Origin of the sequence: Polyangium sp. 15x6, from assembly GCF_029960785.1 — a bacterium.
Lineage (GTDB): Bacteria > Myxococcota_A > Polyangia > Polyangiales > Polyangiaceae > Polyangium.
Map to the genome: position 1 here is coordinate 15,311 of NZ_JASBQE010000074.1, position 19,388 is coordinate 34,698.

Annotated in this window: 19 protein-coding genes; 7 read left to right on the top strand and 12 right to left on the bottom strand. The window is 68.9% G+C overall.

The window, feature by feature from the left end; all coding sequences use genetic code 11:
* Positions 1-44: 44 nt before the first annotated feature.
* From purF to QHF83_RS37635, 7 genes are all read right to left on the bottom strand, one after another.
* Positions 45-1,508 carry an amidophosphoribosyltransferase gene (gene purF, locus QHF83_RS37605; RefSeq protein ID WP_282422876.1) on the bottom strand — a complete coding sequence of 488 codons (1,464 nt, stop codon included), beginning with the start codon at positions 1,506-1,508 and terminating at the stop codon, positions 45-47.
* Between the two features lie 114 nt (positions 1,509-1,622).
* Positions 1,623-2,348 (bottom strand): hypothetical protein, encoded by a 726-nt coding sequence (locus QHF83_RS37610; protein ID WP_282422877.1) that lies wholly within the window; start codon positions 2,346-2,348, stop codon positions 1,623-1,625.
* 74 nt (positions 2,349-2,422) lie between these two features.
* Complete coding sequence (locus QHF83_RS37615) at positions 2,423-2,893, bottom strand: cyclic nucleotide-binding domain-containing protein (RefSeq protein ID WP_281320178.1); 471 nt, start codon at positions 2,891-2,893, stop codon at positions 2,423-2,425.
* A gap of 69 nt (positions 2,894-2,962) precedes the next feature.
* On the bottom strand, positions 2,963-3,892 hold the full coding sequence (locus QHF83_RS37620; protein WP_282422878.1) for an energy transducer TonB: 930 nt from the start codon (positions 3,890-3,892) through the stop codon (positions 2,963-2,965).
* Positions 3,893-3,968: 76 nt separating this feature from the next.
* Entirely contained in the window at positions 3,969-4,430 is a 462-nt protein-coding gene (locus QHF83_RS37625; RefSeq protein ID WP_282422879.1) for a biopolymer transporter ExbD, read from the bottom strand.
* Positions 4,430-5,239, bottom strand: coding sequence for a MotA/TolQ/ExbB proton channel family protein (locus tag QHF83_RS37630; protein ID WP_282422880.1), 810 nt, complete (start codon positions 5,237-5,239; stop codon positions 4,430-4,432). The genes QHF83_RS37625 and QHF83_RS37630 overlap by 1 nt, the downstream gene beginning before the upstream one ends.
* Before the next feature lie 102 nt (positions 5,240-5,341).
* Positions 5,342-6,445 carry a tRNA pseudouridine(13) synthase TruD gene (locus QHF83_RS37635; protein ID WP_282422881.1) on the bottom strand — a complete coding sequence of 368 codons (1,104 nt, stop codon included), beginning with the start codon at positions 6,443-6,445 and terminating at the stop codon, positions 5,342-5,344.
* 116 nt (positions 6,446-6,561) lie between these two features.
* Between QHF83_RS37635 and QHF83_RS37640 the strand changes: the two genes are divergently transcribed.
* Positions 6,562-7,317 carry an SUMF1/EgtB/PvdO family nonheme iron enzyme gene (locus tag QHF83_RS37640; protein WP_282422882.1) on the top strand — a complete coding sequence of 252 codons (756 nt, stop codon included), beginning with the start codon at positions 6,562-6,564 and terminating at the stop codon, positions 7,315-7,317.
* A gap of 7 nt (positions 7,318-7,324) precedes the next feature.
* Here the strand turns inward: QHF83_RS37640 and QHF83_RS37645 are convergent, their stop codons facing one another.
* Complete coding sequence (locus tag QHF83_RS37645) at positions 7,325-8,839, bottom strand: HAD-IG family 5'-nucleotidase (protein WP_282422883.1); 1,515 nt, start codon at positions 8,837-8,839, stop codon at positions 7,325-7,327.
* Positions 8,840-9,015: 176 nt separating this feature from the next.
* On the opposite strand from QHF83_RS37645, the gene QHF83_RS37650 reads away from it, so the two are divergent.
* From QHF83_RS37650 to QHF83_RS37665, 4 genes are all read left to right on the top strand, one after another.
* Positions 9,016-9,906 (top strand): ferritin-like domain-containing protein, encoded by an 891-nt coding sequence (locus QHF83_RS37650; RefSeq protein WP_282422884.1) that lies wholly within the window; start codon positions 9,016-9,018, stop codon positions 9,904-9,906.
* The gene (locus QHF83_RS37655; RefSeq protein ID WP_282422885.1) at positions 9,903-10,601 is read left to right on the top strand and encodes an ABC transporter ATP-binding protein; all 699 of its coding nucleotides are present in this window, start codon (positions 9,903-9,905) and stop codon (positions 10,599-10,601) included. The genes QHF83_RS37650 and QHF83_RS37655 overlap by 4 nt, the downstream gene beginning before the upstream one ends.
* Complete coding sequence (locus tag QHF83_RS37660) at positions 10,598-11,989, top strand: ABC transporter permease (RefSeq protein ID WP_282422886.1); 1,392 nt, start codon at positions 10,598-10,600, stop codon at positions 11,987-11,989. The genes QHF83_RS37655 and QHF83_RS37660 overlap by 4 nt, the downstream gene beginning before the upstream one ends.
* A gap of 217 nt (positions 11,990-12,206) precedes the next feature.
* Entirely contained in the window at positions 12,207-13,013 is an 807-nt protein-coding gene (locus QHF83_RS37665; RefSeq protein WP_282422887.1) for a hypothetical protein, read from the top strand.
* On the opposite strand, the gene QHF83_RS37670 is transcribed toward QHF83_RS37665, so the two are convergent.
* The 4 genes from QHF83_RS37670 to QHF83_RS37685 are packed head-to-tail and all read right to left on the bottom strand — an operon-like array spanning position 13,014 to position 17,247.
* On the bottom strand, positions 13,014-13,676 hold the full coding sequence (locus QHF83_RS37670; RefSeq protein WP_282422888.1) for a tRNA-uridine aminocarboxypropyltransferase: 663 nt from the start codon (positions 13,674-13,676) through the stop codon (positions 13,014-13,016).
* A gap of 2 nt (positions 13,677-13,678) precedes the next feature.
* The gene (locus QHF83_RS37675; protein WP_282422889.1) at positions 13,679-15,142 is read right to left on the bottom strand and encodes an alpha-amylase family glycosyl hydrolase; all 1,464 of its coding nucleotides are present in this window, start codon (positions 15,140-15,142) and stop codon (positions 13,679-13,681) included.
* Positions 15,139-16,977, bottom strand: coding sequence for an aldehyde ferredoxin oxidoreductase family protein (locus QHF83_RS37680; RefSeq protein WP_282422890.1), 1,839 nt, complete (start codon positions 16,975-16,977; stop codon positions 15,139-15,141). Before QHF83_RS37680 ends, QHF83_RS37675 begins: the two co-directional genes overlap by 4 nt.
* Before the next feature lie 9 nt (positions 16,978-16,986).
* Positions 16,987-17,247 (bottom strand): MoaD/ThiS family protein, encoded by a 261-nt coding sequence (locus tag QHF83_RS37685; protein WP_282422891.1) that lies wholly within the window; start codon positions 17,245-17,247, stop codon positions 16,987-16,989.
* 238 nt (positions 17,248-17,485) lie between these two features.
* On the opposite strand from QHF83_RS37685, the gene QHF83_RS37690 reads away from it, so the two are divergent.
* The gene (locus tag QHF83_RS37690) at positions 17,486-18,022 is read left to right on the top strand and encodes a chalcone isomerase family protein (RefSeq protein WP_282422892.1); all 537 of its coding nucleotides are present in this window, start codon (positions 17,486-17,488) and stop codon (positions 18,020-18,022) included.
* 135 nt (positions 18,023-18,157) lie between these two features.
* The gene (locus QHF83_RS37695; protein ID WP_282422893.1) at positions 18,158-19,360 is read left to right on the top strand and encodes a pyridoxal phosphate-dependent aminotransferase; all 1,203 of its coding nucleotides are present in this window, start codon (positions 18,158-18,160) and stop codon (positions 19,358-19,360) included.
* The last annotated feature ends 28 nt before the right edge of the window (positions 19,361-19,388 follow it).

Below are 19,388 nucleotides of genomic sequence, written 5' to 3' on the forward strand. Positions count from 1 at the left end.
ACCATTGTTCGGCATGCACGGGCGCCGTCAACGCGTTGTGCGCGCTAGCCGTGTACGAGCCGGAGGTGCCTCGATTTCGGGTTCGGGTTGAACGGCACAGGGTAGGTACCCGAGAAGCAGGCGGCGCAGTATCCGTTCTCGGCCGCCTCCCCGCTGCTCGTCGCCGGCGGCCCGTCCGGTGAGGCCCCACGCTCGATGTTGCTCACCGACGTCACCAGCCCTTCGAGCGACAGGTATCCGAGCGAGTCTGCGGTCACGTACTTGCAGATTTCGTCGAGGGTGTGCGTGGCCGCGATGAGCTCCGCGCGCGTCGGCGTGTCGATCCCGTAGAAGCAGGGCCAGCGCGTCGGCGGGCTCGAGATCCGCAGGTGCACCTCGCGTGCCCCGGCGTCGCGCACCATCTTCACGATCTTCCGGCTCGTCGTGCCCCGGACGATCGAGTCGTCCACGACCACGACGCGCTTGTTCGCGAGCGCTGCGCGGTTCGGCGAGAGCTTCAGCCGCACCCCGAAGTGCCGGATCGACTGCTGCGGCTCGATGAACGTCCGGCCCACGTAATGACTGCGGATCAGGCCCATCTCGAAGGGCGCGCTCGCGCGCTCCGCGAAACCCACGGCTGCGGGCACCCCCGAGTCGGGCACGGGCACCACGACGACGTCCTCTGCGGCATTCCCGCCTGGAACGGGCGACTCCTCGGCGAGCTTGCGGCCGAGCGCCTTGCGCACCTCGTACACGCTCGCGCCTTCGATGAGCGAGTCGGGACGCGCGAAATACACGTGCTCGAAGATGCAGAGCTTCCGCGTCCGCGGGGCGAAGGGCCGGAGCGATCTCGTCCCGTTCGCGTCCACGATCACCATCTCGCCTGGCTCGATGTCTCGCACGTACGTCGCGCCGATCAGATCGAACGCCGTCGGCTCGCTGGCGATCACCACTGCATCTACTCCGCCGTGCGACAGACGCCCCATGCAGAGCGGGCGGAAGCCCATCGGATCCCGCACGGCGATGAGCTCACGCTCCGTGAGAAACAGGATCGAGTACGCGCCTTCGACCTGCCCGAGCGCCTCGGCCACGCGGCTCTCCACCGTCGCCTGCGTGCTCGCGGCGATGAGGTGCACGATCACCTCCGTGTCGCTCGCGCTCTGGAAGATGCTCCCGCGCGCCTCCAGCCGATCACGCAGCGCCTCGTAGTTCGTCAGGTTCCCGTTGTGCCCGACCGCGACCGACCCGCGCGCGTAATCCACCGCGAATGGCTGCGCGTTGCGGATGTGCGAACCGCCGGCGGTCGAGTACCGCACGTGGCCGATCGCACGGTCACCGCGCAGCGCTGCGAGATCCGTCGGGGAGAATCCTGCTTGCACGAGGCCCATCGACCTGTGCGGCGTGAGCCGCTCCCCGTCGCTCGTGACGATCCCCGCCGCCTCCTGACCTCGGTGCTGCAGCGCGTGCAGCCCGAGGTAGGTGATGTTGGCGGCCTCGGGGTGGCCATAGATGCCGAACACACCGCACATGCGGCGTCTCTTTAGTACGAAAGCGAGAGCCGGCCACGCGAGGTGGCCCTTGCGGGGCGGGGAGGGGTGGAGAGGGCGGAAAGGCCGGGAGAAAACAGCGCTCGCGGGCGAGCGCTACTTCTTCGCGATGCCCCAGACCTTCGTGATGATGTCGCCCTCGAAGGGATCACCGTGGCACGTGCCGCACTCCATGTCCTTCTTGTCGGCGCGCGTGAGCTTGTCCTCGTACTGCTCGTCCATGAACTTCTCGAGCGCCTTCTTGTCGGAGTGATCGAGGTTGTGCTCGTTGCCGTCGTGGCATGTGTCGCAGAAGACCGCGCCGCCCTTCTCGTCGCGCAGCGCGACGACGAAGTTCTTCCACATGCCGCGCGTGATCTTGATCTTGCGCGTCTCGGCCTTGTAGTCGCCCTCGACGTGGCAGCCGTTGCAGTCCTTGTAGCCGAGCGCCTTCTGGAAGAGCGGCATCAGCTTCTTCTTCTGCGCGAGGCCGATCTTCGGCAGGTCCTGGAGCTTGTCCGGGGCGAGGCCGATCTTCTTGATGTCCTCGAGCATCTGGCTCTGGCGGATGTTCGTCGACGGCTTGCCGGAAGGAGCCGGAGGCGTCGCGGCGGTCCCGCCCGTACCCGTCTCCGCGGGCTTCGCGTCGCCGGCGGGCTTCGCGTCGCCTTCGGGCTTCGCGTCGGTCGCGCCGCCCGTCTCGGCGGGCTTGTCGGTCGCGGTCCCGTCCGTCTTTTGATCGTTGGCGGTGTCGGGCGGAGGCGTCGAACCGCCGCCGCAAGCCGCGGCGACGCCCGACAGGGCGAGAGCAAAAACGAGGGCGAGGTGCTTCGTGGCTACCATGGTGTCTCGGGCAGACACTACACGACCCGCCTCGCAGGACGGAAGTCCAAGGCGCGAAACTCGCGCCCGTGCCTTCAGAATTTGCCCGTGACCGTGAGGAACGTGAGCTTGTCGTTCGTCTCGCGGAGCCGTTGCGTCAGCATCCGGACGAAGCTCCAGAGCACTTCGTAGGCGAGATCCTTGTGCAGGAAGAGGAGGTCCTCGAAGGCGTCCTTGGGCACCGTGAGCAAGCGGCAGCGCTCGTGGACACGCGCGTCGGCCGAGCGCGGCGCCTCGTCGAGCAGGCTCATCTCGCCGAACACCGAGCCGGGCCCGAGCACCGCGAGCGCTTCCTCGCCCATGCCGGGCACCTCGCGGCTGATGCGCACCTTGCCTTCGATGATGATGTAGAGCTTGTCGCCCGGATCTCCGTGCTGGAAGATCTTCGTCCCGAGCGCGTGGGACTCTTCGTTTGCGACGCGCGAGATCAGCTCGAGCGCCTGGGTGGTGAGCCCCTCGAACAGGGGCACCTTGCTGAGCTTCTCGATGCGTTCGGCGACGTCCACGTGTCCGCGGAGGATAATGAGGCGCCGTGCGGAAAGGAAGCGCGGTGACTCGGCCGCGCCCGATCGTGGTCAGCGCGTGAAGCGCACGCGGATCGGCGGCGTCGGCGCCGTTATCGGGGTCCCGGTCCGGTCGAGCGCCGGCGTGTACCGCCTCGACAGGGCGCAGAGGCGCGCGGCACGGCCGAAGCCGTAGCCCGGATCGCTCACGACCTTCACGGCCTGCGGCGACCCGTCCGCTCGCACCGTGATGATGATCGACACCACGGCTTGATCGATCTGCTCGGCATCGGCCTCGGGCGGGAAGGGGCAATCCCACGCGGAGCTACCGACGAGGTTCGCGGCCTTCGACAGATCCGGCCCCGTGGGCGCGGGCGGCGGCCCGCCTTTGCCCGTACCCGTGCCGCCCTCTTTCCCATCGAGCGACGCGGCCTTGTTGTACGTCGGGGTCTTTCCGGTCCCCGCCGCGCTCACCATCCCGTAGCTCGGTCCGGTCCCTTCGCCGCTCACGAAGCCTTGCCCCGTCATGTCCACGGGCTCTTCTTCGTCCGGCTCCTGCGTGAGCACCTTCGCGGCCTGCGAGGGCGGCGGCGGCGGCTCCGGATCCTTGTCGGGGACCTCTTCTTCCGGCGCCTTCTCGGCCTTCGGCGCTTGCACCGGCGGCGGCACCTCCGGCTCCGGCTCGGGCTCCGGGGGTTTTTCCTCGGGCTTGGGTTTGTCCTCGTTCTTCGGCGTCAGATCGATGTCGTACTCGGTCCAGAAGAACTCGTGCAGACCCTGACGCATCTCCACGACCGCGCGCCGCATGTCGAAGAGGGCGGTCATCGCGCGTGCGGAGGCGTAGCCGTGCGAGAGCAGCGCGAGCACGAGCCCGATCGCCGTGCCCGTCTTCGCCGCGCGATCACCGAGCGCGACGACGGGCGCGAGCGGATCACGGTCGCGCTCGGCGGTGTGGTGGAACTGGCCTCCCCCCATCACGACTCTGTTCGCCGCCGAGCTCATGATCGATCCTATCTCCAAGGTTCAAGCATGGAGCTCCGCGTGGCCTTCCGGAGCCCCTCGAGTTCGAGCGAAGCTATCACGGCGTCACGGGCGTAGGCGGCGGGGCCGGGGCCGCCTTGCCGTCGTCGGCGGGCACGGGCGTCACGCCGAAGGCGATCTTCGTGATTCCGGCGCGCTTCAGGATATCGAGCGCGTGAAGCACGCGGCCGTGCTGGACCGTCTGCTCCGCGCGGATGACGGCGCGCAGATCGGGCGTCTTCGCCTGCGCCTCCTTCGCCTTCGGGAGCGCGGCGTCGTCGTTCGGCAGCTTCTGGCCGTCGATGACCATGTCACCGTTCGCGCGGAGCTCGACGCTGAAGACCATCTGCACTTCTTGCCCCGACGCGGCCTTCGGCAGGTCGAGCGGCAGAGCCTGCGACACGATGATCTTCGCCGTCACCATGAAGATGATGAGGAGCACGAGGGTGATGTCGACGAGGGGGGTGACGTTGATCCCCTCGACCATGTTGTCCTCGTTGTTCGAGCTCGACGCGGCCATCAGCCCTTCTCCTCGCTGGACTCTTCCTCGTCCTCGCCCTTCTTCGCCGCCTTCTTGTTCTGCGCGCCGTTCGTCTTCGCCGGCTTCGCCGCCTCGGACTTCCTCGCGCTCACGGCGAGCGCGATGTCCTCGACTGCCTCCTCGAGCGCGCTCTCCTTCTCGCCGTGCAGGTGCGCGAGAAGCACGCGCGTCAGCGCGTCGGTGTTCGCGATCGTCGAGCGGATGAGCCGCTGGAAGTAGTTGTTCGCGGCGACGGCCGGGATGGCGACCGCGAGGCCGACGGCCGTGGCGACGAGCGCCTCGGCGATGCTCGACATGACCTGCTGCGGGGCCATCGCCGCCGAGGCGGCCTGCGCCATCGGCTTCTCGGCGGCCTTGCCGAGCGCGTCGAACGCGCCGACGACGCCGATGACGGTGCCGAAGAGGCCGATGAACGGAGCGTTGTTGCCGAGGGTGCCGAGGTAGGCGAGGCGCCGCTCGAGCTTCATGCGCTGGAGGGCGAGCGCGCCGGCCATCGCCTCTTCGGCGGCCTTCGGCCCGCGATCGGCCTCGACGAGGCCTGCCTTCACGACGGCCGCCTCGGCCGAGGGCGAGGCCTCCATGCGCTTCTGCGCGGCCTCGATCGAGTCCTTCAGCGCATTACGCAGGTCCCGCGCCAGCACGACCACGTCGTCCCGCAGCGACCAGAAGAACCACGCGCGCTCGAGGATGATCGCGACGCTCACCACGGAGAGCCCGATCATGAGCCACATGACCCAGGCAGCGCCGAAGCCGACCATGATGCGCTGCAGCCACTCGATGAGATTCATCTTCCGGTTGTGCCTTTCCGTCGTCGTGGGCCGTTGCAGCCCGGGCTTTTGATCTGGTTCACACGCCCTCTCCACGAGCGTCGAGGCGGGCGCGAAGTGGCGCTAAGCGGGATCGGAAGGCTCGGAGGAGGACTCGTCGCCTTCTTCGCCACCGTCCGCGTCGCTGGCGCGGTGGGTCGCATCAACGATCTGACAGGCGGTGGCGAGGACCGTTGTGGCGTAGCCACCCTTCGGTAGCACAAAAGAAACGGTGAGCCCGCCGGATGCGTCAATCGGACGCACCAGCATGTCGGCGACCATGAGCCGCAGCGGCCGCCGGGTGCCCTCGCCGAGGGCGCGGAAGGCCTCGAGCCGGCTCGCGTCGGGCAGCACCGTGGCGAGCACCTCGCGCTCGATGTCCCGCGGCGCGCCCTCGGGCCAGCGCATCTTCGCGCCGAACATCGGCCCCGTGGGCGAGATGGCCCCGGCCTCGGCCCGCGCCCTCGCGTCGTCGAGGTCCCGCCCCTCTGCGGGGACGGCGAAGATCCCGCCGGAGTCGTGCTTTTTCGCCAGATCCCCCGGCAGCACCGCGGCCCAGGTCCCGGCCTCGACCCGCCGGGCGAGCACCTCGTTGAACAGCATCGACTGCAGGGCCGAGAACAAGAGCCGCTGCTCGCGCCGATCCCGCGGCCCCCGCTCCTCGCCGCGCAGCCAGGCGAGCGTCCGCGCGGGGTTCTGGCCGTCACGCCCGAACCGTTGCGGTCCAAACGAGTTCGGCACCCCCACGCGGCCTGCTTCCGCGAGCTTCTCCCCCACGCGGGCGGCGTCGCCCTGCGCGAGATCTCGCAGCGTGATCGTGAACCGGTTCCCCACGAGGTGCCCCGGCTTGAGCTTGTTTCCGTGCCGGGCCGCGCCGAGGATCTCCACGCCCGGCAGCGACGCCTGCGCGAGCTTCGCCTCTGCGTCCTCCGCGATCGGCACCTGGATCGAGATCGTCTGCGTGGTGATCGCGTGCCGATCCTTCATCCCGGCCCAGCCCGTGCCGCGTGGATCGGCGCCGAGGCAGCGCGCGAGATCACGCGCCACGTCGGGCGTGTTTTTTCCGGTCTTGCGCAGGGTGACGTAGAGGTGCTCGCCCTTGCCGCTCGGCGCGTACGCGGGGATCTCCTCGACGACGAAGTCCTCGGGGCTCGTACGGATCCTGGCGATCGGAAGGGGCGCCTGCATGGGCGGCAGAGGTTGACCGAAAACCGAGGCCCGTCCAAGCGGCCACGGCGGATTTGCCCTCGCCGGAAGCTTTCGGTATGAGTCGACGAGGCGGCTCGCTCGTCCTTCGTGGCGCCATGAAGCCCATCGTCTTTTTCCGCTCTCCTCAGGCTCTCGGCCTCGCGGCCGTCGCGCTCCTCGCGGCGACCTTACCGACGCCGTCGGAGGCGGAGGCGAAGGGGAAGAAGTGTGCCGAGGGCATGGTGCGCGTGGCCGACAAGTACTGCATCGACACGTACGAGGCGCACGTCGTCGAGATCGTCGGCAAGAACAAGACGAAGGCGCACTCGCCGTACCAGTCGGTCTCGGGCCTGCGCGTGAAGGCCGTGAGCAAGAAGGGCAAGGTCCCGCAGGCGTACATCAGCCGCGATCAGGCCGAGGAGGCCTGCAAGAACGCGGGCAAACGCCTCTGCGCCGACGACGAGTGGATCGGCGCCTGCAAAGGCAAGAAGCCCACGACGTTCCCGTACGGGAGCGATCACGTCTCCGGCGTCTGCAACGACGGCGGTTTTTCCTCGTTCAACGCGCTTTACGGCGTCGCCGGCGGCCCGCCGCCGCAGGAGGCGTACACGTTCGCGAACATGAACGACGAGCGCCTCAATCAGATGAAGGGCACGCTCGCGAAGAGCGGCGCGTACAAGAAGTGCAAGTCGAGCTACGGCGTCTTCGACATGGTCGGCAACCTGCACGAGTGGACCGCCTCGAAGTCGGGCACGTTCCGCGGCGGCTACTACCTCGACACGCACCAGAACGGCGACGGCTGCGACTACAAGACGACCGCGCACAACGCGCGGTACCACGATTACTCGACCGGCTTCCGCTGCTGTCAGTGACGCGTGATCACAGCTCGTGCGGCATCAGATCGCGCGGGCTCCGCCAGTACTGAAGCGGCGAGTACGCCAGCATGTTCGACACGCGCGACGTGTAGATGCAGGCGAACTCCTCGACCTGATCGCCGAAGCTACTCGGCTCGATCGACTCCTTCAGCAGCGAGCCCCAGTAGGGGTGGAAGCGCTGATCGATCTCGCGTTCGAGCTTCGTCGCCTCCGCGTCCACCGCGCGCAGCATGCCCCGGATCCGCTCCACGGCGCGCTTCGCCCGGCCTCGCTCGGCCTCGTACGAGATCCCGCTCCCGTTCGTGCTCCCGTGCCCGTTCTTCACGGCCTGCGCCGCGTCCTCGATCTTGCGCGTCAGGTCCTTGTACCGCTGCTGGTAGTACCGGAGCTGATCTTCGAGCTCGTCCCTTCGCTGCTCGAGCTCCGCGCTCTTCTGGTGCTCCTCGCGGCACATCTCGTGCGCGATCACCTCGGCCTCCATCTCCTGGATGATCATCGCCGTCCGCCAGGCCGACTCTTTCTTGGACCTCAAAATATCGCCGTAGATGTGATCGCCGACGTAGAGGATCCGGTCGCCGCCGATGCCGAGCGCGGCTTCGAGATCGTGGAGGTTGCCGCCCTCGTAGATCACGCCTCGTTCGAGCGGGTACGTCGCGGGCCGCAGGTTGTCACCGTCCCGCTCCAAGAGCGGCCTGCGCTCCTGGAAGAACGCCGGCTTCTGCGCCGCCACGATGATCAGGTCGAAGTAGTGACGGAAGCTCGGGTACTCCGGCATCGCGTCGCCGAGCAGGTACGTCATCATCCGCTCGGTGTACGGCCAGCGCGAGTTCGTCAGCAAAAACAGCCGTTTGCCCGCCGAACGTAGCTTGTGCAGCGTCGGCGCGAGCAAGGGGTCGCGCTCGATGAACCGCGGCAGATCCCCGAGCACCACGTCCAGGATGGATCCGTCGCGGTGCGCCTCGTCGATGCACTCGCGGATGTCCGTGAACAGGGTCGCGTAGTCGAGCTCGATCCGTCGCGCCTCGAACGCCTCCACGATGCCCGTGTAGAGCGCGACCTCGCTCAGCGCGTAGAGCGTGTCGATGAAGTGGTAGCGGCCGGTGTTCGGCTTGACGCGCTTCTGGTGGTAGAGCGACCGGAGCTCCTCTTTCGTGAGCTCACGCAGGCCGTGGTAGCCTTTGTGGACCACCTTGAAGCGGTCCATCTTGAGGACGTTCCCGGCTTTTTTGTCGATCAAGAGCCCGCGGAGCGGGAAGTCGATGGGCCAGGTGATCCCGCGGAGGATGTCCTCGTCGTAGCCGCGCTTGGCGAGCTTCGGGATCACGGCCTCGATGGACAGCTTGTCCATCTCGACCTGGTTGTAGATCGCCAGGGTGTAGTCCATGTCGAACCCCACCCAGTCGATCCCCGCCATCTTCAGGTTGCGGTTCACGAACACCCGCCGCGTGCGCGGGATTCGCGCGGGCGCGGTAGGGGTGAGATGCCCCTCGAACGGTAGAGAGAGCTGTTCGAACGCCACGGGACCCACAGCCATCCTACCTCATCCGCAGCACATAGGCGCGCCGTCCACGTTGCACGCGTGCGTTCTTGTTCCAGCCCGCTCTTCTTCGCTCGCTCGTTCGGCTTCTCCGTGGGCCCGTGCCCGCTCGGCCTCCGTGCGCTATCGTCCGCCGGCACCCTCCGTCCCAGGCAGCGATGACGAAGAACAGGGAGAGCGGTCCGCTCCGGCGCCCCACCTCGTGGTGGCTCGGCATGCTGAAGAGGCGGGCCGAGCGGATGTACGAAGAGAAGCTCGATCTCCGTGAGCCCATCGTGTGGGCGTCCGAGGTGGAGCGGCAGGCGGCCATCGCCTTCTTCAACGCGGCCTTCCGCGCCGAGGAGTCGGGCCTGCGCCAGGCGCACGAGCTCGCCGACGAGATCGCGACCTGGGATCCCGACCTCGCCGAGTGCCTGCGCCTCTACGGCAACGAGGAAGGCTGGCACCGCGAGCTCCTGACCGAGTTCCTCGCCTACCTCGGCGGCGAAGTCCGCCCCATGGGCCGCGTCACCGGCACGTTTTACCGCCTCTACGGCCGGGCCAAGCGGATCGAGACCATCGTCCTCACGAACCTCATGTTCGAGACGATCGGCTCGACGACCTACCGCCTCGCCTTGCGCCGCGCGCGCCACCCGGCCGTGCGCCACGTGCTCACGATCCTCACGCGCGACGAGTCCTTCCACGTCCCGCTGAACGTGCACTTCCTCCGCGAGACGCTCGCGCGAAACCCCGGCGCCTCGCGCCTGCGCCTGCAGGTGATCCACGACGTGCTCTACGTCGCGCTGCTCCTCTCGTCCTACGCGAGCCGCCGCCGCGCCGAGGCCTTCGATCACATCCCGTTCCGCGTCCTCTGCCGCGCCTATGCCGAGCACCTCGCGCGCCTCTTCGTGAAGGAGGACGACCTCCGCCTGCGGCCGCCGCAGCTCCTGCTCTGGCTCTTCGGCCTCACGGACGAGGCGCTGCGTGAAGGCGAGGACACGTCGGCCGTGAGCGTGCGCGCCGCCGAGGCCGCCGTGGATCGCGAGCGCGTCGCGGTCACGGCGCTGTGAGCGTCCCGGCCATCCGCACCCGCGGCCTCTCCCGCGTGCACGACGGCGGCCGCGACGCGCGCCGGGCCCTCGTGGACGTGGAGATCGCCATCGAGGAGGGCGAGTTCGTCTGTGTCCTCGGCCCGAGCGGATCGGGCAAGAGCACCCTGCTCGCCGTGATCGGCGGGCTCGATCGGGGCTACCAGGGACAGGTCGAGCTCTTCGGGGAAGACATCGGCCGCGTGAGCGACGCGGCCCTCGCGCGCCTGCGCGGCGAGCGCATCGGCTTCGTCTTCCAGCACTTTCACCTCCTGCATCACCTCACCGTGATCGAGAACGTCACGACGCCAGCGCTCTTCGATCCGCGCGGCGACGAGGAAGCTTGCCTCGCGCGCGCAAAGCACCTCCTCGATCGAGTTGGCCTCGCCGATCGTGCCGGCGACACGCCCGCGGAGCTCTCGGGCGGGCAGCGACAACGCGTGGCGATCGCGCGCGCGCTTTTGCGCAAACCGAAGCTTTTGCTCTGCGACGAGCCCACCGGCAACCTCGATGCCGACACCGGCGCGCGCATCATCGAGCTCTTCGAAGAGCTCCACCGCGAAGAGCGGCTCACGATCGTGGCCGTCACCCACGAAGAGCGCCTCGCGCGCGCCGCGACCCGCATCCTTCGCTTGCACGACGGCCGCGTGGACGCCTCGAAAGAAGAGCCCGCATGAAGCTCGCCGCCCTGGTCCGCCTCGTGCGCCGCGACCTCGCCCGCGCGCGCCGCGCCCTCGCCGGCAGCGCCTTCGGCATCGCCGCGGGCACGGCCACGCTCGTGTTTTTCCTCGCCCTCGGCCTCGGCGTGCGCGCCGTCCTCCTCGGCGAAGTGTTTCCGATCGACCGGATCGAGCTCGAACCCCCGAAGGCCAAGGATCCGGGCCTGCTCGGCTTGCTCCTCGGCGGCGGCGGCGAGCCCACGGGCATCCGCCCCGACGACGTCGACGCGCTCGGCCGCGTCCCCGGCGTCAAGCGCGTCCTGCCCAAGCTCTCCTTGGCCTTCCCCGCGAGCGCGCGCGGCGGCCGGGAGATCCTCGGCCATGACGTCGGCGCGAGCGAGCTGCCCGGCGACGGCATCGATCCCTCGCTCGCCGCGGGCGACGTCAAGCCCGGCCTCTTCGTCGATCCGATGGACACGCCCGGACCCGCCTGCGCCGACGACGCCGCCTGCACCGGCGGCGCGTACTGCGAGCGCGCGGAAGGCGCCGCCGAGGGCCGCTGCTCCGCGCCCGTGCCCGCGATCGTCAGCCGTTACCTCGTCGAGATCTTCGACAAGAGCATCGCGCCGGCGCACGGCTTCCCCGCCGTCGGCGAGACCCTTCTCAGCCGCGCGCAGGGCATCACCTTCACGGTTCGCCTCGGCGAGAGCCTGCTCGGCCGCGCCAAGCAGGGCAGCCCTCGCACCATCAGGGCCCGCATCGTGGGCATCTCGGGCAGCGCCACCGACCTCGGGCTCACGTTCCCGCTCGGCGTCGTGCGCCGGTGGAACCGCGAGTTCGGCGGCGAACGCGCGGCCGAGCGGTATTCGAGCGCCGTCGTGGAGGCGCGCTCCGGCGCCGAGGTCGCGGACGTCATCGACGCGGGCGCGCGCATGGGCTTGTCCCCGAAGGACACGCGCGCCCGTGACGTCAGCGTCCTCGTCTCGGGCGTGATGGCGCTGCTCTCGCTCGTCGCGGGCGTCGTCCTCGTCGTCAGCGCGTCGAGCATCACGCAGACCTTCCGCGCGCTCGTCCTCGAACGTCGCAGCGAGATCGCCCTCTATCGCGCGGTCGGCGCCACGGCGGGCGAGATCGGCGCGTGGACGGTCTCGCTCGCAGCCGTCGTCGGCTTCTTCGCGGGCGCCCTCGGCCTCCTCGTCGCGCGCATTCTCGCGTTCTTCGCCGACTGGGCCGCAGCGGAAAAGCTCCCGGACTTCCCCTTCAAGCCCGACACGTTCTTCGCATTCCCCTGGTGGCTCTGGCTCCTCGGCATGGGCTTTTCCGTCCTGTTTTCGGTCCTCGGCGCCATCGGACCTGCGCGGGCCGCCGCGAAGGTCGATCCGGCGCGGGCCCTCGCCGGCAGCTAGCAGGCTGCTTCGAACCACGCGGCGACGGGGTCCGGACCGGGGGGTCGTGTCACGAAACCATTCGGAAGGGGGGTTTGGACCGGGGGGTCGGTGGTTTCGTCAGGACGCCTCGGGGGTCGTATCCACCTCGCCGGTGGTTTCCTTGGCGGCATGGGTGCTCCGCGCCGACGCGACCCCGTCACACTTCGCCGAGCTCCGCCGATAGAGGGACAGCGCCATGCTTCGATCCCTCCGCCTCCTCCTCGTCCTCGCCGCGATCCTCTTTGCCGCGACCTCGGCCCAGGCGGCCGAGCCGCTCGTCGTCCAGGTCATCGTCCCTCTTTGCTCGAATGACCAGATCGATTGCGGCAGCAACGCCGCCGGGGACCCCGACCGCCTCGACACGAACCTCTACTGGGGCGCCGCCTTCGGCCATCGCCGCTACTTCGACCGCAAAAAGAGCGGTTTTTCCCGCGTCGACGTCATGGGCGCCGAGGGCGCGCGCCTCGAACGTGTGGTCTATCGCCGCAACGTCTCGGCCGAGCCGTTTGGCGGTAAATCCGGTGAAACCCTCGAACAGATCGTCGTCCTCGACGCCTACCACGGCGATTCCATCGACCGCGCCGTCGAGGCCTTCTGGCGCCTCGCGACCCGCGGCGGACGTATTCGATTCCACGACGGCGGCAAAGAGCGTGACGTGCGCATCTCCGTCGCCGGCTACGCGGGCCACAACCGCCTCATGGATGGCGTCCGCCTCTCACCGCCGCCCGGCCCCGAGGAGCGCGGCCGCGCCGTTCCCTCGTTCGTCCTGGCCTGCGACTCCGAGCCCTATTTCGGCCCCGCGTTGCGCGCCGCCGGCTCGGAGACGTGGCTCATGACGCGCTCGCTCATGGCTCCCGAGGGATACGTCCTCGACGCCGTCGTCACCGCGATCGGCGAGCACGCGCCTCCTACCATCATTCGTGACCGCGCCGTCGCCGCCTACGCGAAATGGCAAAAGCTCTCCCGCCGCGCCGCGGGCACCATCTTCGCAAAACCCCGCTGACTACCGCCCGCCCCGCGGATTCTCCATCGCCACGCGCGCGGCGTTCGTCCGAACGTACACCGTCCGCTCCAGGAACGCCTCGAAGGCCTGCATCATCCGCGCCTCGACCTCCGGCCCCTCCAGGATCCCGAGCGCCTGCGCAATCGCCTCCATCGTCGACATCGTCCCCTCGCGCTCGCTGCGCCGCAGCGCCCCGAACCGCGTGGTTTGTCCTTCCGGCAGCTTCACCGGCAGAGCCTTCTGCGCGTCCGGATCCCGCCGCGAAATGCGCCGCGCCTGCCCCCACGTCCCATCGGGCACCATCAGCACGGCGCGCCCTCCCTCCACGAGGTCTGCCGAGAGCACGCGCGCCTCCGCATCCGGGAACAACAAGAGCACGCGCCCCTCGGGCAAGGGCGCCGCGGGCTCTCGGCTCGGATCGCCGTGCACGCGCACGATCGTCTCGGGAATCATCCGCGCCACGAGCCGCCCCGTATTCGAGCTCTTGAAGCGCTCCAGGTGGTGCACCAGCAGGACGAGCTGCGTCCGCACGCTCGTGGGCGCGAGTTTGTCGCAAATGCAGAGCGACGGCGGCAGCCAGCACGCCTCGCACCGCAAAATACGCCGCGTCCGTATTGGCTCTTGCCCCGGGGGCGCCTCGGGCGGCGGGACGAACGCGCCCATCGTTACCTTTTTTTGACCTCGAACAGATGCGCGCCGTACGCCGGCAGCTCCACGTAGAGCCCGCGCCGATCGTCGAGCAGCTCGTCCCCGCTGCGCCGATATTCCTCGCCGCCGATGTGGTCGACGAGAGCCACGTTTCTCCCGGCGATCCCCGCGAGATCCAGCGTCAATTTGCATTGCCCGCGCGACGGACCGAAGTTCACCACGACGATCACGGCGCTCATCCGCGAATCCCAGCGATACGCGACGAACGATTCGAAGCTCGTGCTCCCGGGCCCCACGGCGCGCGGCGGCAGCATCGCGAAACGCCCGCGCCGGAGGACGTCGAGCTTCATCGCCTCGAGCAGCGATTGGTGGAACACGACGCTCGCCTCGTCCACGCGCTCGTCCGCGCGCCGCGCGAGCTGCACCGGCGCCCGGGTCTTTCGCCCTTCGAGCTGCCCGTCGTGGAAAAACCGCATCCCCGGCGCGGTCCCGAGCAGCACCGTGGCCGCCTTGCGCCGATCCGGCGGCAGCATCGCCGCGACCCGCGGCTCGTCGTGGTTCTCCAGGAATCGCGCCGAGCGCGCCTGATAATCGAACGACCCGCCGAGATGCCCGCGCACCGCGTGCGCCGATCCGTGCAAGAGCCGGTCGTACATGCTCTTGTCGTACGTGTAATCGAACCCGAGCGTCTGCAGCCGCCATTCGAGATCCCAGTACGCCTCGGCGAGCAGCACGAAATGCGGAAATCGCTCCCGCACCGCGTCGATCGCCTCGGCCCAGAACTCGCCCTCGGCCTCTTGTGTCCCCTCGGCCCGCCGCGCGTGCGCCCACGTCCGCCGAAAGACGTCCGAGAGCACGAGCATCGCCATGTCGCACCGCACGCCGTCACAACGCGAAGCGACGTCGAGGAGCGCCTCGATCGACGCCCGCCGCGTCTCCTTGGCGCGGAAATCGAGCTGCGCGGTGTCGGTCCACGGCGGGAAATACGGATCCTTGCCGCAAGCGATCTGCCCGTTCGCCTCCCGAACGAAGAGCTCCGGCCGCTCCGTGATCCAGTGGTGATCCCGCGCCAGGTGATTCGGCACGAAATCGAGCAAGAGCCCGATGCCCCGCGCCCTGAGCCTCTCGCGCAGCACGGCGAGCGCCTCGTCCCCGCCGAGCGAGGGATCCACCGCGTACCGCGCCACCGCGAACGGCGATCCGATCACGTCCGAAGGCCCGAGATCGGGCAGCGCCCGCTCGTATTCGGCGCGGAGCCCCGGCATCTCCCGCGAGATCTTCGGCCCCACCGCGCCGAGCGTCCACACGCCCATCAGGTACACGTAATCGAAGCCGAGCCGCGAAAGCCGATCGAGCTCCTCGTCGGGCACGTCCGCGAGCGTGACGCGCGCGCCCTTCACGCGCCCGAGATCGTGGAGCCACATGCGCGCGAAGATCTCGTACAGGGCCGGGCTGTGGACGCTCGTATCACCAAGGATCATCGGTTCTTCCCCCTGAGCAGGGACGCCATCTCCCGCGCGACCTCCGCCGGGACGAACCCGCGTTCGTCGAGGCCGCGCCGCGCATGATACGCCTTGATCGACCGGGCGAACCCCTCACGATCGATCCCCGCGCCCTTCGCGGCGCCGCCGGGCAATTTCTCCTCGAAGAACCGCGCGGGCAGCGTGTCCTCCGCGGGCGTCCACCCCTCGCGCTCGTTGAACAGCCGCCGCACGAGCGTGATCCGCCCCGCCGCGCGCGCGAGTTCCTCCGCCTCGAACGGCAGGCCCGTCACCGCCTGCAGCATCTCCGCCGATTCCCCGAAAAAATCCTCCATCGCCCGGCGCAGGAATTTGCACAGAATCAGCGCATCCATCACCGCCGCCCGATCCTCCGCCGCCACGGCGTGCGCCGCCGATTCCTCGCTCGCCTCGAACCGATTCACCTTCCCCGAAAAATCCGCCTCGTACGCCCCGCTCCGGTTGTGGTCGGCGCCGCGCGTCCCCACGGCGAACCCGAGCGCCATCGTTTGCAGCGCGCGCGGCTCGTAGCCCGGGATCTCCAAACCCTTCACGTGCGGCGCGAACGACGGCGCCTCGCCGCCCACGATCTCCGCCGCGCGCCGGCTCCCCTCCGCGAGCAGATCCCCGAGCGCCGTACGTCGCCGCGCGATGTCCTCGAGCAAAACGAGCATTCGCTCTCCCGCGCCGAACCCGAGATCCCGCGCCTCCTCGGCGAGCATACCCTTGGGGAAGAGGCCTCGCTCGGCGCACTCCATGGCGAACGCGATCGTCCCGCCCGCCGAGATCGTGTCGATCCCGAGCTCGTCACAGGCCGACGACGCCCGCAAGACCACCTCGGGATCCCCGATCCCACAAAGCGGCCCGAGCGCGAACAGGTTCTCGTATTCCATTTTGACGGGCCGCTCGCCCGGACGAACCTCGAAGAAATGCTCGCAGCCGATCGTGCAACTCTTGCACGAGCCCCGGCCTCGCTCGCGCGTCTCGTGCAGCACCTCGCCCTCGATCTTCCGCGCCTCCTCGAACGTGCTCGCCTGGAAATTGCGCGTCGGCAGCGCCGCGAGCCGGTTGAACGTCGAGAGGTTCGCCACCGTCCCGAGCGAGCGATATTTTTCCGTTGCAGGTCCAAGCGATCGACGCGCGAGATCCTTCGCGATGCGCAGCGTCGCCTCCGCATCCGCGAGCGGCACGGGCCGGCTTCCGCGCACGCCGATCGCCTTCACGCGTTTCGCGCCGAGCACCGCCCCGAGCCCGCCGCGCCCCGCATGACGCCCCTCGTTCGCGATGCCCGCGTACCGCACGAGCCGCTCGCCAGCGACCCCGATCACCGCGAATCGATGCGATGGATACGCCTTCCGGAGGCGCTCGCTCGCCTCTGAAATGGTAAAATCACGCCCCCACAGCTCGGGACAAGGCACGACCTCCGCGCCCTCCTCGTCGACGAGCACGATCGACGGCTCCGCGGCCTCCCCGACGATCACGATCGCATCGAGCCCCGCGCGTTTGCCCGCGATGGCGAACGACGACGACGACAGCCCGTCCGAGATGCGCCCCGTGAGCGGCGATTTCGCCACGAACGCGAGCTTCGCCGAGGTCGTGAGCGGCGTGCCCACGAGCGGCCCGAACGCGAGCACCAGCGCGGCCTCGGGCCCGAGCGGATCAAAACATGGCGGCGTCTCGCGCGTGAGGAGCAACGCGCCGAGCCCGACCCCACCGACGACGGCGCGCCGCGTCGCTTCGTCGAGCGGCACGTGCTCGGCGCTCGGGCGGCCGAGGTCGACGCGCAGGTATCGCTCGAAATAACCGCCGCGCCCCATGCTCGGTTTCTAACCGCCTGCGTCCGCGGACACCAGCACCACGACGTCCTCGTCGCCGAGCGGCGTCTCCAGATTGGCCGTGATCTGCGCGCCGTTGAGGGCCACGAGCCAGCCCGGCGCGAGGCGTCCGCCCGCGACGATGAGCGGCTCGAGCGCCGGGCACGCGGTGCCGAGGGCGGAAAGCGCCTCGCCGAGCGAGCGCGCGGCGACCTCGATCGCCTCGCGACCGGCGCGCAGCCGGGCCACGCCGTAGAGCTCGATGGTCACCACACGGCAAACCTACCAGCACACCGCACGAGCGCCCTCGAATCTCGCGAGGTTTTTCCTCGCCTGGACCTTTGACGCATCCCGTCACGAACATTCGTGGAAATTCGTCGCTTGACGTTGCGTGGCTTCTCATGGTTTCACGTCAAACGAAGGCCGTGGGTCATTCCGGCAGCCCGCGCACGCGTTTTGCGGGCCGGGGCGGTCATGAAAGCCACCACCCCCATCGGCGGAGGTCAGCGCGATGCAACTTCGTAGGCGACAGCTTCCCCTCTTCTTCTCGATCCTCGCGGCTCTCTTCCTGTTCGGCACGGGCGCCTTCGCCGAGGACTGGAAACTCACGGGCACCGGGACCCGCGTCAAGACCGTGGTCCTCGTCGACGTGAACGTCTACCAGATCTCGCACTTCATCAAGGGCGCGGTCGAGAAGTCGAAGAAGGCCGTGATCGACGCCGACATCGACAAGAAGTTCGAGTGGACGATGAAGCGCGACGTGGATCACGAGAAGGTCGTGCAGACGCTGCGCGACGCGTTCGCGATGAACGGCTACGCGGACAAGGGCAAGATCGACAAGTTCCTCGCCGCCTTCTCGCGCGAGCTCAAGGAGAACTCCAAGATCTCGATCGTATACGACTCCGCGAAGAAGGCCACGACGGTCTCGGTCGGCGGCGGCGGCAGCGCGACGGTCGACGGCGTCGACTTCATGAAGGGCGTCTGGGCCATCTGGTTCGGCAAGATCGATCAGCCGAAGCTCGGCGACGCGCTCATCAGCAAGCTGTGAACGAAACGCGGCGCGCTCTGCACCGCGAATAGGCCGGCCGCTCGTCAACCTTGGAGACAAGGAGACGAGGCCGGCCTTCGTTTTTCCCGGCGTCCTTGCTCGTCGCGTCCCTCGGCGACAAGCTCCGCGCCTCGCATGGCCCGCGCACCTTTTACCCGGCGAACCGACTGGGATCGCACCGAAAATCCGCTGACCACCCTGCTCGTCGACGCAAGACGCGCGGGCCGCGAGCTCGTCGATCTCACGGAGTCGAACCCCACGCGCGCCGGGATCGTCGACACCGAGCCGCTCGTCGCCTTGCTCGGTCATCCCCGCGGCACGACGTACGCGCCGCTTCCGCTCGGCCACCCGAAAGCACGCGCGGCCGTCGCTGCTTCGTTCCACGAGCGCGGCTTGCCCGCCCGCGAGGACCGCGTGGTCCTCAGCGCGAGCACGAGCGAGGCGTACACGTGGCTCTTCAAGCTGCTCTGCGAGCGCGGCGATCAGGTCCTCGTCCCGGCGCCTTCGTATCCGCTCTTCGAGTTCCTCGCCCGGCTCGAAGACGTCGAGCTCGTCACGTACCCGCTCGTGCGCGAGGAGAGATTCCGTATCGATCTCGGCGCGCTCGATCGCGCCGCCGAAGAGGCTCGAGGGCACGCGCGCGCGATCGTCCTCGTGCACCCGAACAACCCCACGGGCACCTACGTGCGTCGCGACGAAGCGGCCGAGGTTTCACGCATCGCCGCGCGTCACGGCATGGCGCTCATCGTGGACGAGGTCTTCGCCGAGTATCCGCACGGCGTCTTGCCCGCGGATCGGCTCCCGAGCTTCGCGGGCGAGCGCGAGGCGCTCACGTTCGTGCTCGGCGGCCTCTCGAAGAGCCTGCTCCTGCCGCAATGCAAGCTCGGCTGGACGCTCGTCTGCGGCCCCGACGCGCTTTGCGACGAGGCGATCGCGCGGCTCGAGCTCATCGCGGACACCTACCTCTCGGCCTCGACCCCGGTGCAGCTCGCGCTCCCGGAGCTGCTCGCCGCGCGCGCCTCGGTGCAAGGGCCGGTCCGCGCGCGCACGGCGGAAAACCTCGCGACGCTCGATCGCGCGCTCGCGGCGGCAGGCGAGGACGCCGCGGTTCGGCGCTTGCCCACGGACGGCGGCTGGTGCGCGATCCTCGAAGTTCCGCGGACACGCGACGAGGACACCTGGGTTGAAACGCTCGTGCGCGAGCACGGAATCGTCGTTCATCCGGGCTATTTCTTCGACATGGAGCGCGAGGGATTTCTCGTGGTCAGCCTGCTGCCGCGCCCGGAGATCTTCGCGCGGGCGATCGAGATCGTCGTCGCGTCCGTCGCGAAAGGTTGAGTGCCGCGACGGATCGCCTAGGATGCGC

Bases quoted from the DNA above. Each gene is read 5' to 3' on its own strand.
- QHF83_RS37690 (WP_282422892.1), top strand. From the start codon at position 17,486: ATGCAACTTCGTAGGCGACAGCTTCCCCTCTTCTTCTCGATCCTCGCG.
- QHF83_RS37660 (WP_282422886.1), top strand. From the start codon at position 10,598: ATGAAGCTCGCCGCCCTGGTCCGCCTCGTGCGCCGCGACCTCGCCCGC.
- purF (WP_282422876.1), bottom strand. From the start codon at position 1,508: ATGTGCGGTGTGTTCGGCATCTATGGCCACCCCGAGGCCGCCAACATC.
- QHF83_RS37635 (WP_282422881.1), bottom strand. From the start codon at position 6,445: ATGCAGGCGCCCCTTCCGATCGCCAGGATCCGTACGAGCCCCGAGGAC.
- QHF83_RS37625 (WP_282422879.1), bottom strand. From the start codon at position 4,430: ATGGCCGCGTCGAGCTCGAACAACGAGGACAACATGGTCGAGGGGATC.
- QHF83_RS37620 (WP_282422878.1), bottom strand. From the start codon at position 3,892: ATGAGCTCGGCGGCGAACAGAGTCGTGATGGGGGGAGGCCAGTTCCAC.
- QHF83_RS37670 (WP_282422888.1), bottom strand. From the start codon at position 13,676: ATGGGCGCGTTCGTCCCGCCGCCCGAGGCGCCCCCGGGGCAAGAGCCA.
- QHF83_RS37640 (WP_282422882.1), top strand. From the start codon at position 6,562: ATGAAGCCCATCGTCTTTTTCCGCTCTCCTCAGGCTCTCGGCCTCGCG.
- QHF83_RS37695 (WP_282422893.1), top strand. From the start codon at position 18,158: ATGGCCCGCGCACCTTTTACCCGGCGAACCGACTGGGATCGCACCGAA.
- QHF83_RS37665 (WP_282422887.1), top strand. From the start codon at position 12,207: ATGCTTCGATCCCTCCGCCTCCTCCTCGTCCTCGCCGCGATCCTCTTT.
- QHF83_RS37630 (WP_282422880.1), bottom strand. From the start codon at position 5,239: ATGAATCTCATCGAGTGGCTGCAGCGCATCATGGTCGGCTTCGGCGCT.
- QHF83_RS37675 (WP_282422889.1), bottom strand. From the start codon at position 15,142: ATGATCCTTGGTGATACGAGCGTCCACAGCCCGGCCCTGTACGAGATC.
- QHF83_RS37610 (WP_282422877.1), bottom strand. From the start codon at position 2,348: ATGGTAGCCACGAAGCACCTCGCCCTCGTTTTTGCTCTCGCCCTGTCG.
- QHF83_RS37650 (WP_282422884.1), top strand. From the start codon at position 9,016: ATGACGAAGAACAGGGAGAGCGGTCCGCTCCGGCGCCCCACCTCGTGG.
- QHF83_RS37680 (WP_282422890.1), bottom strand. From the start codon at position 16,977: ATGGGGCGCGGCGGTTATTTCGAGCGATACCTGCGCGTCGACCTCGGC.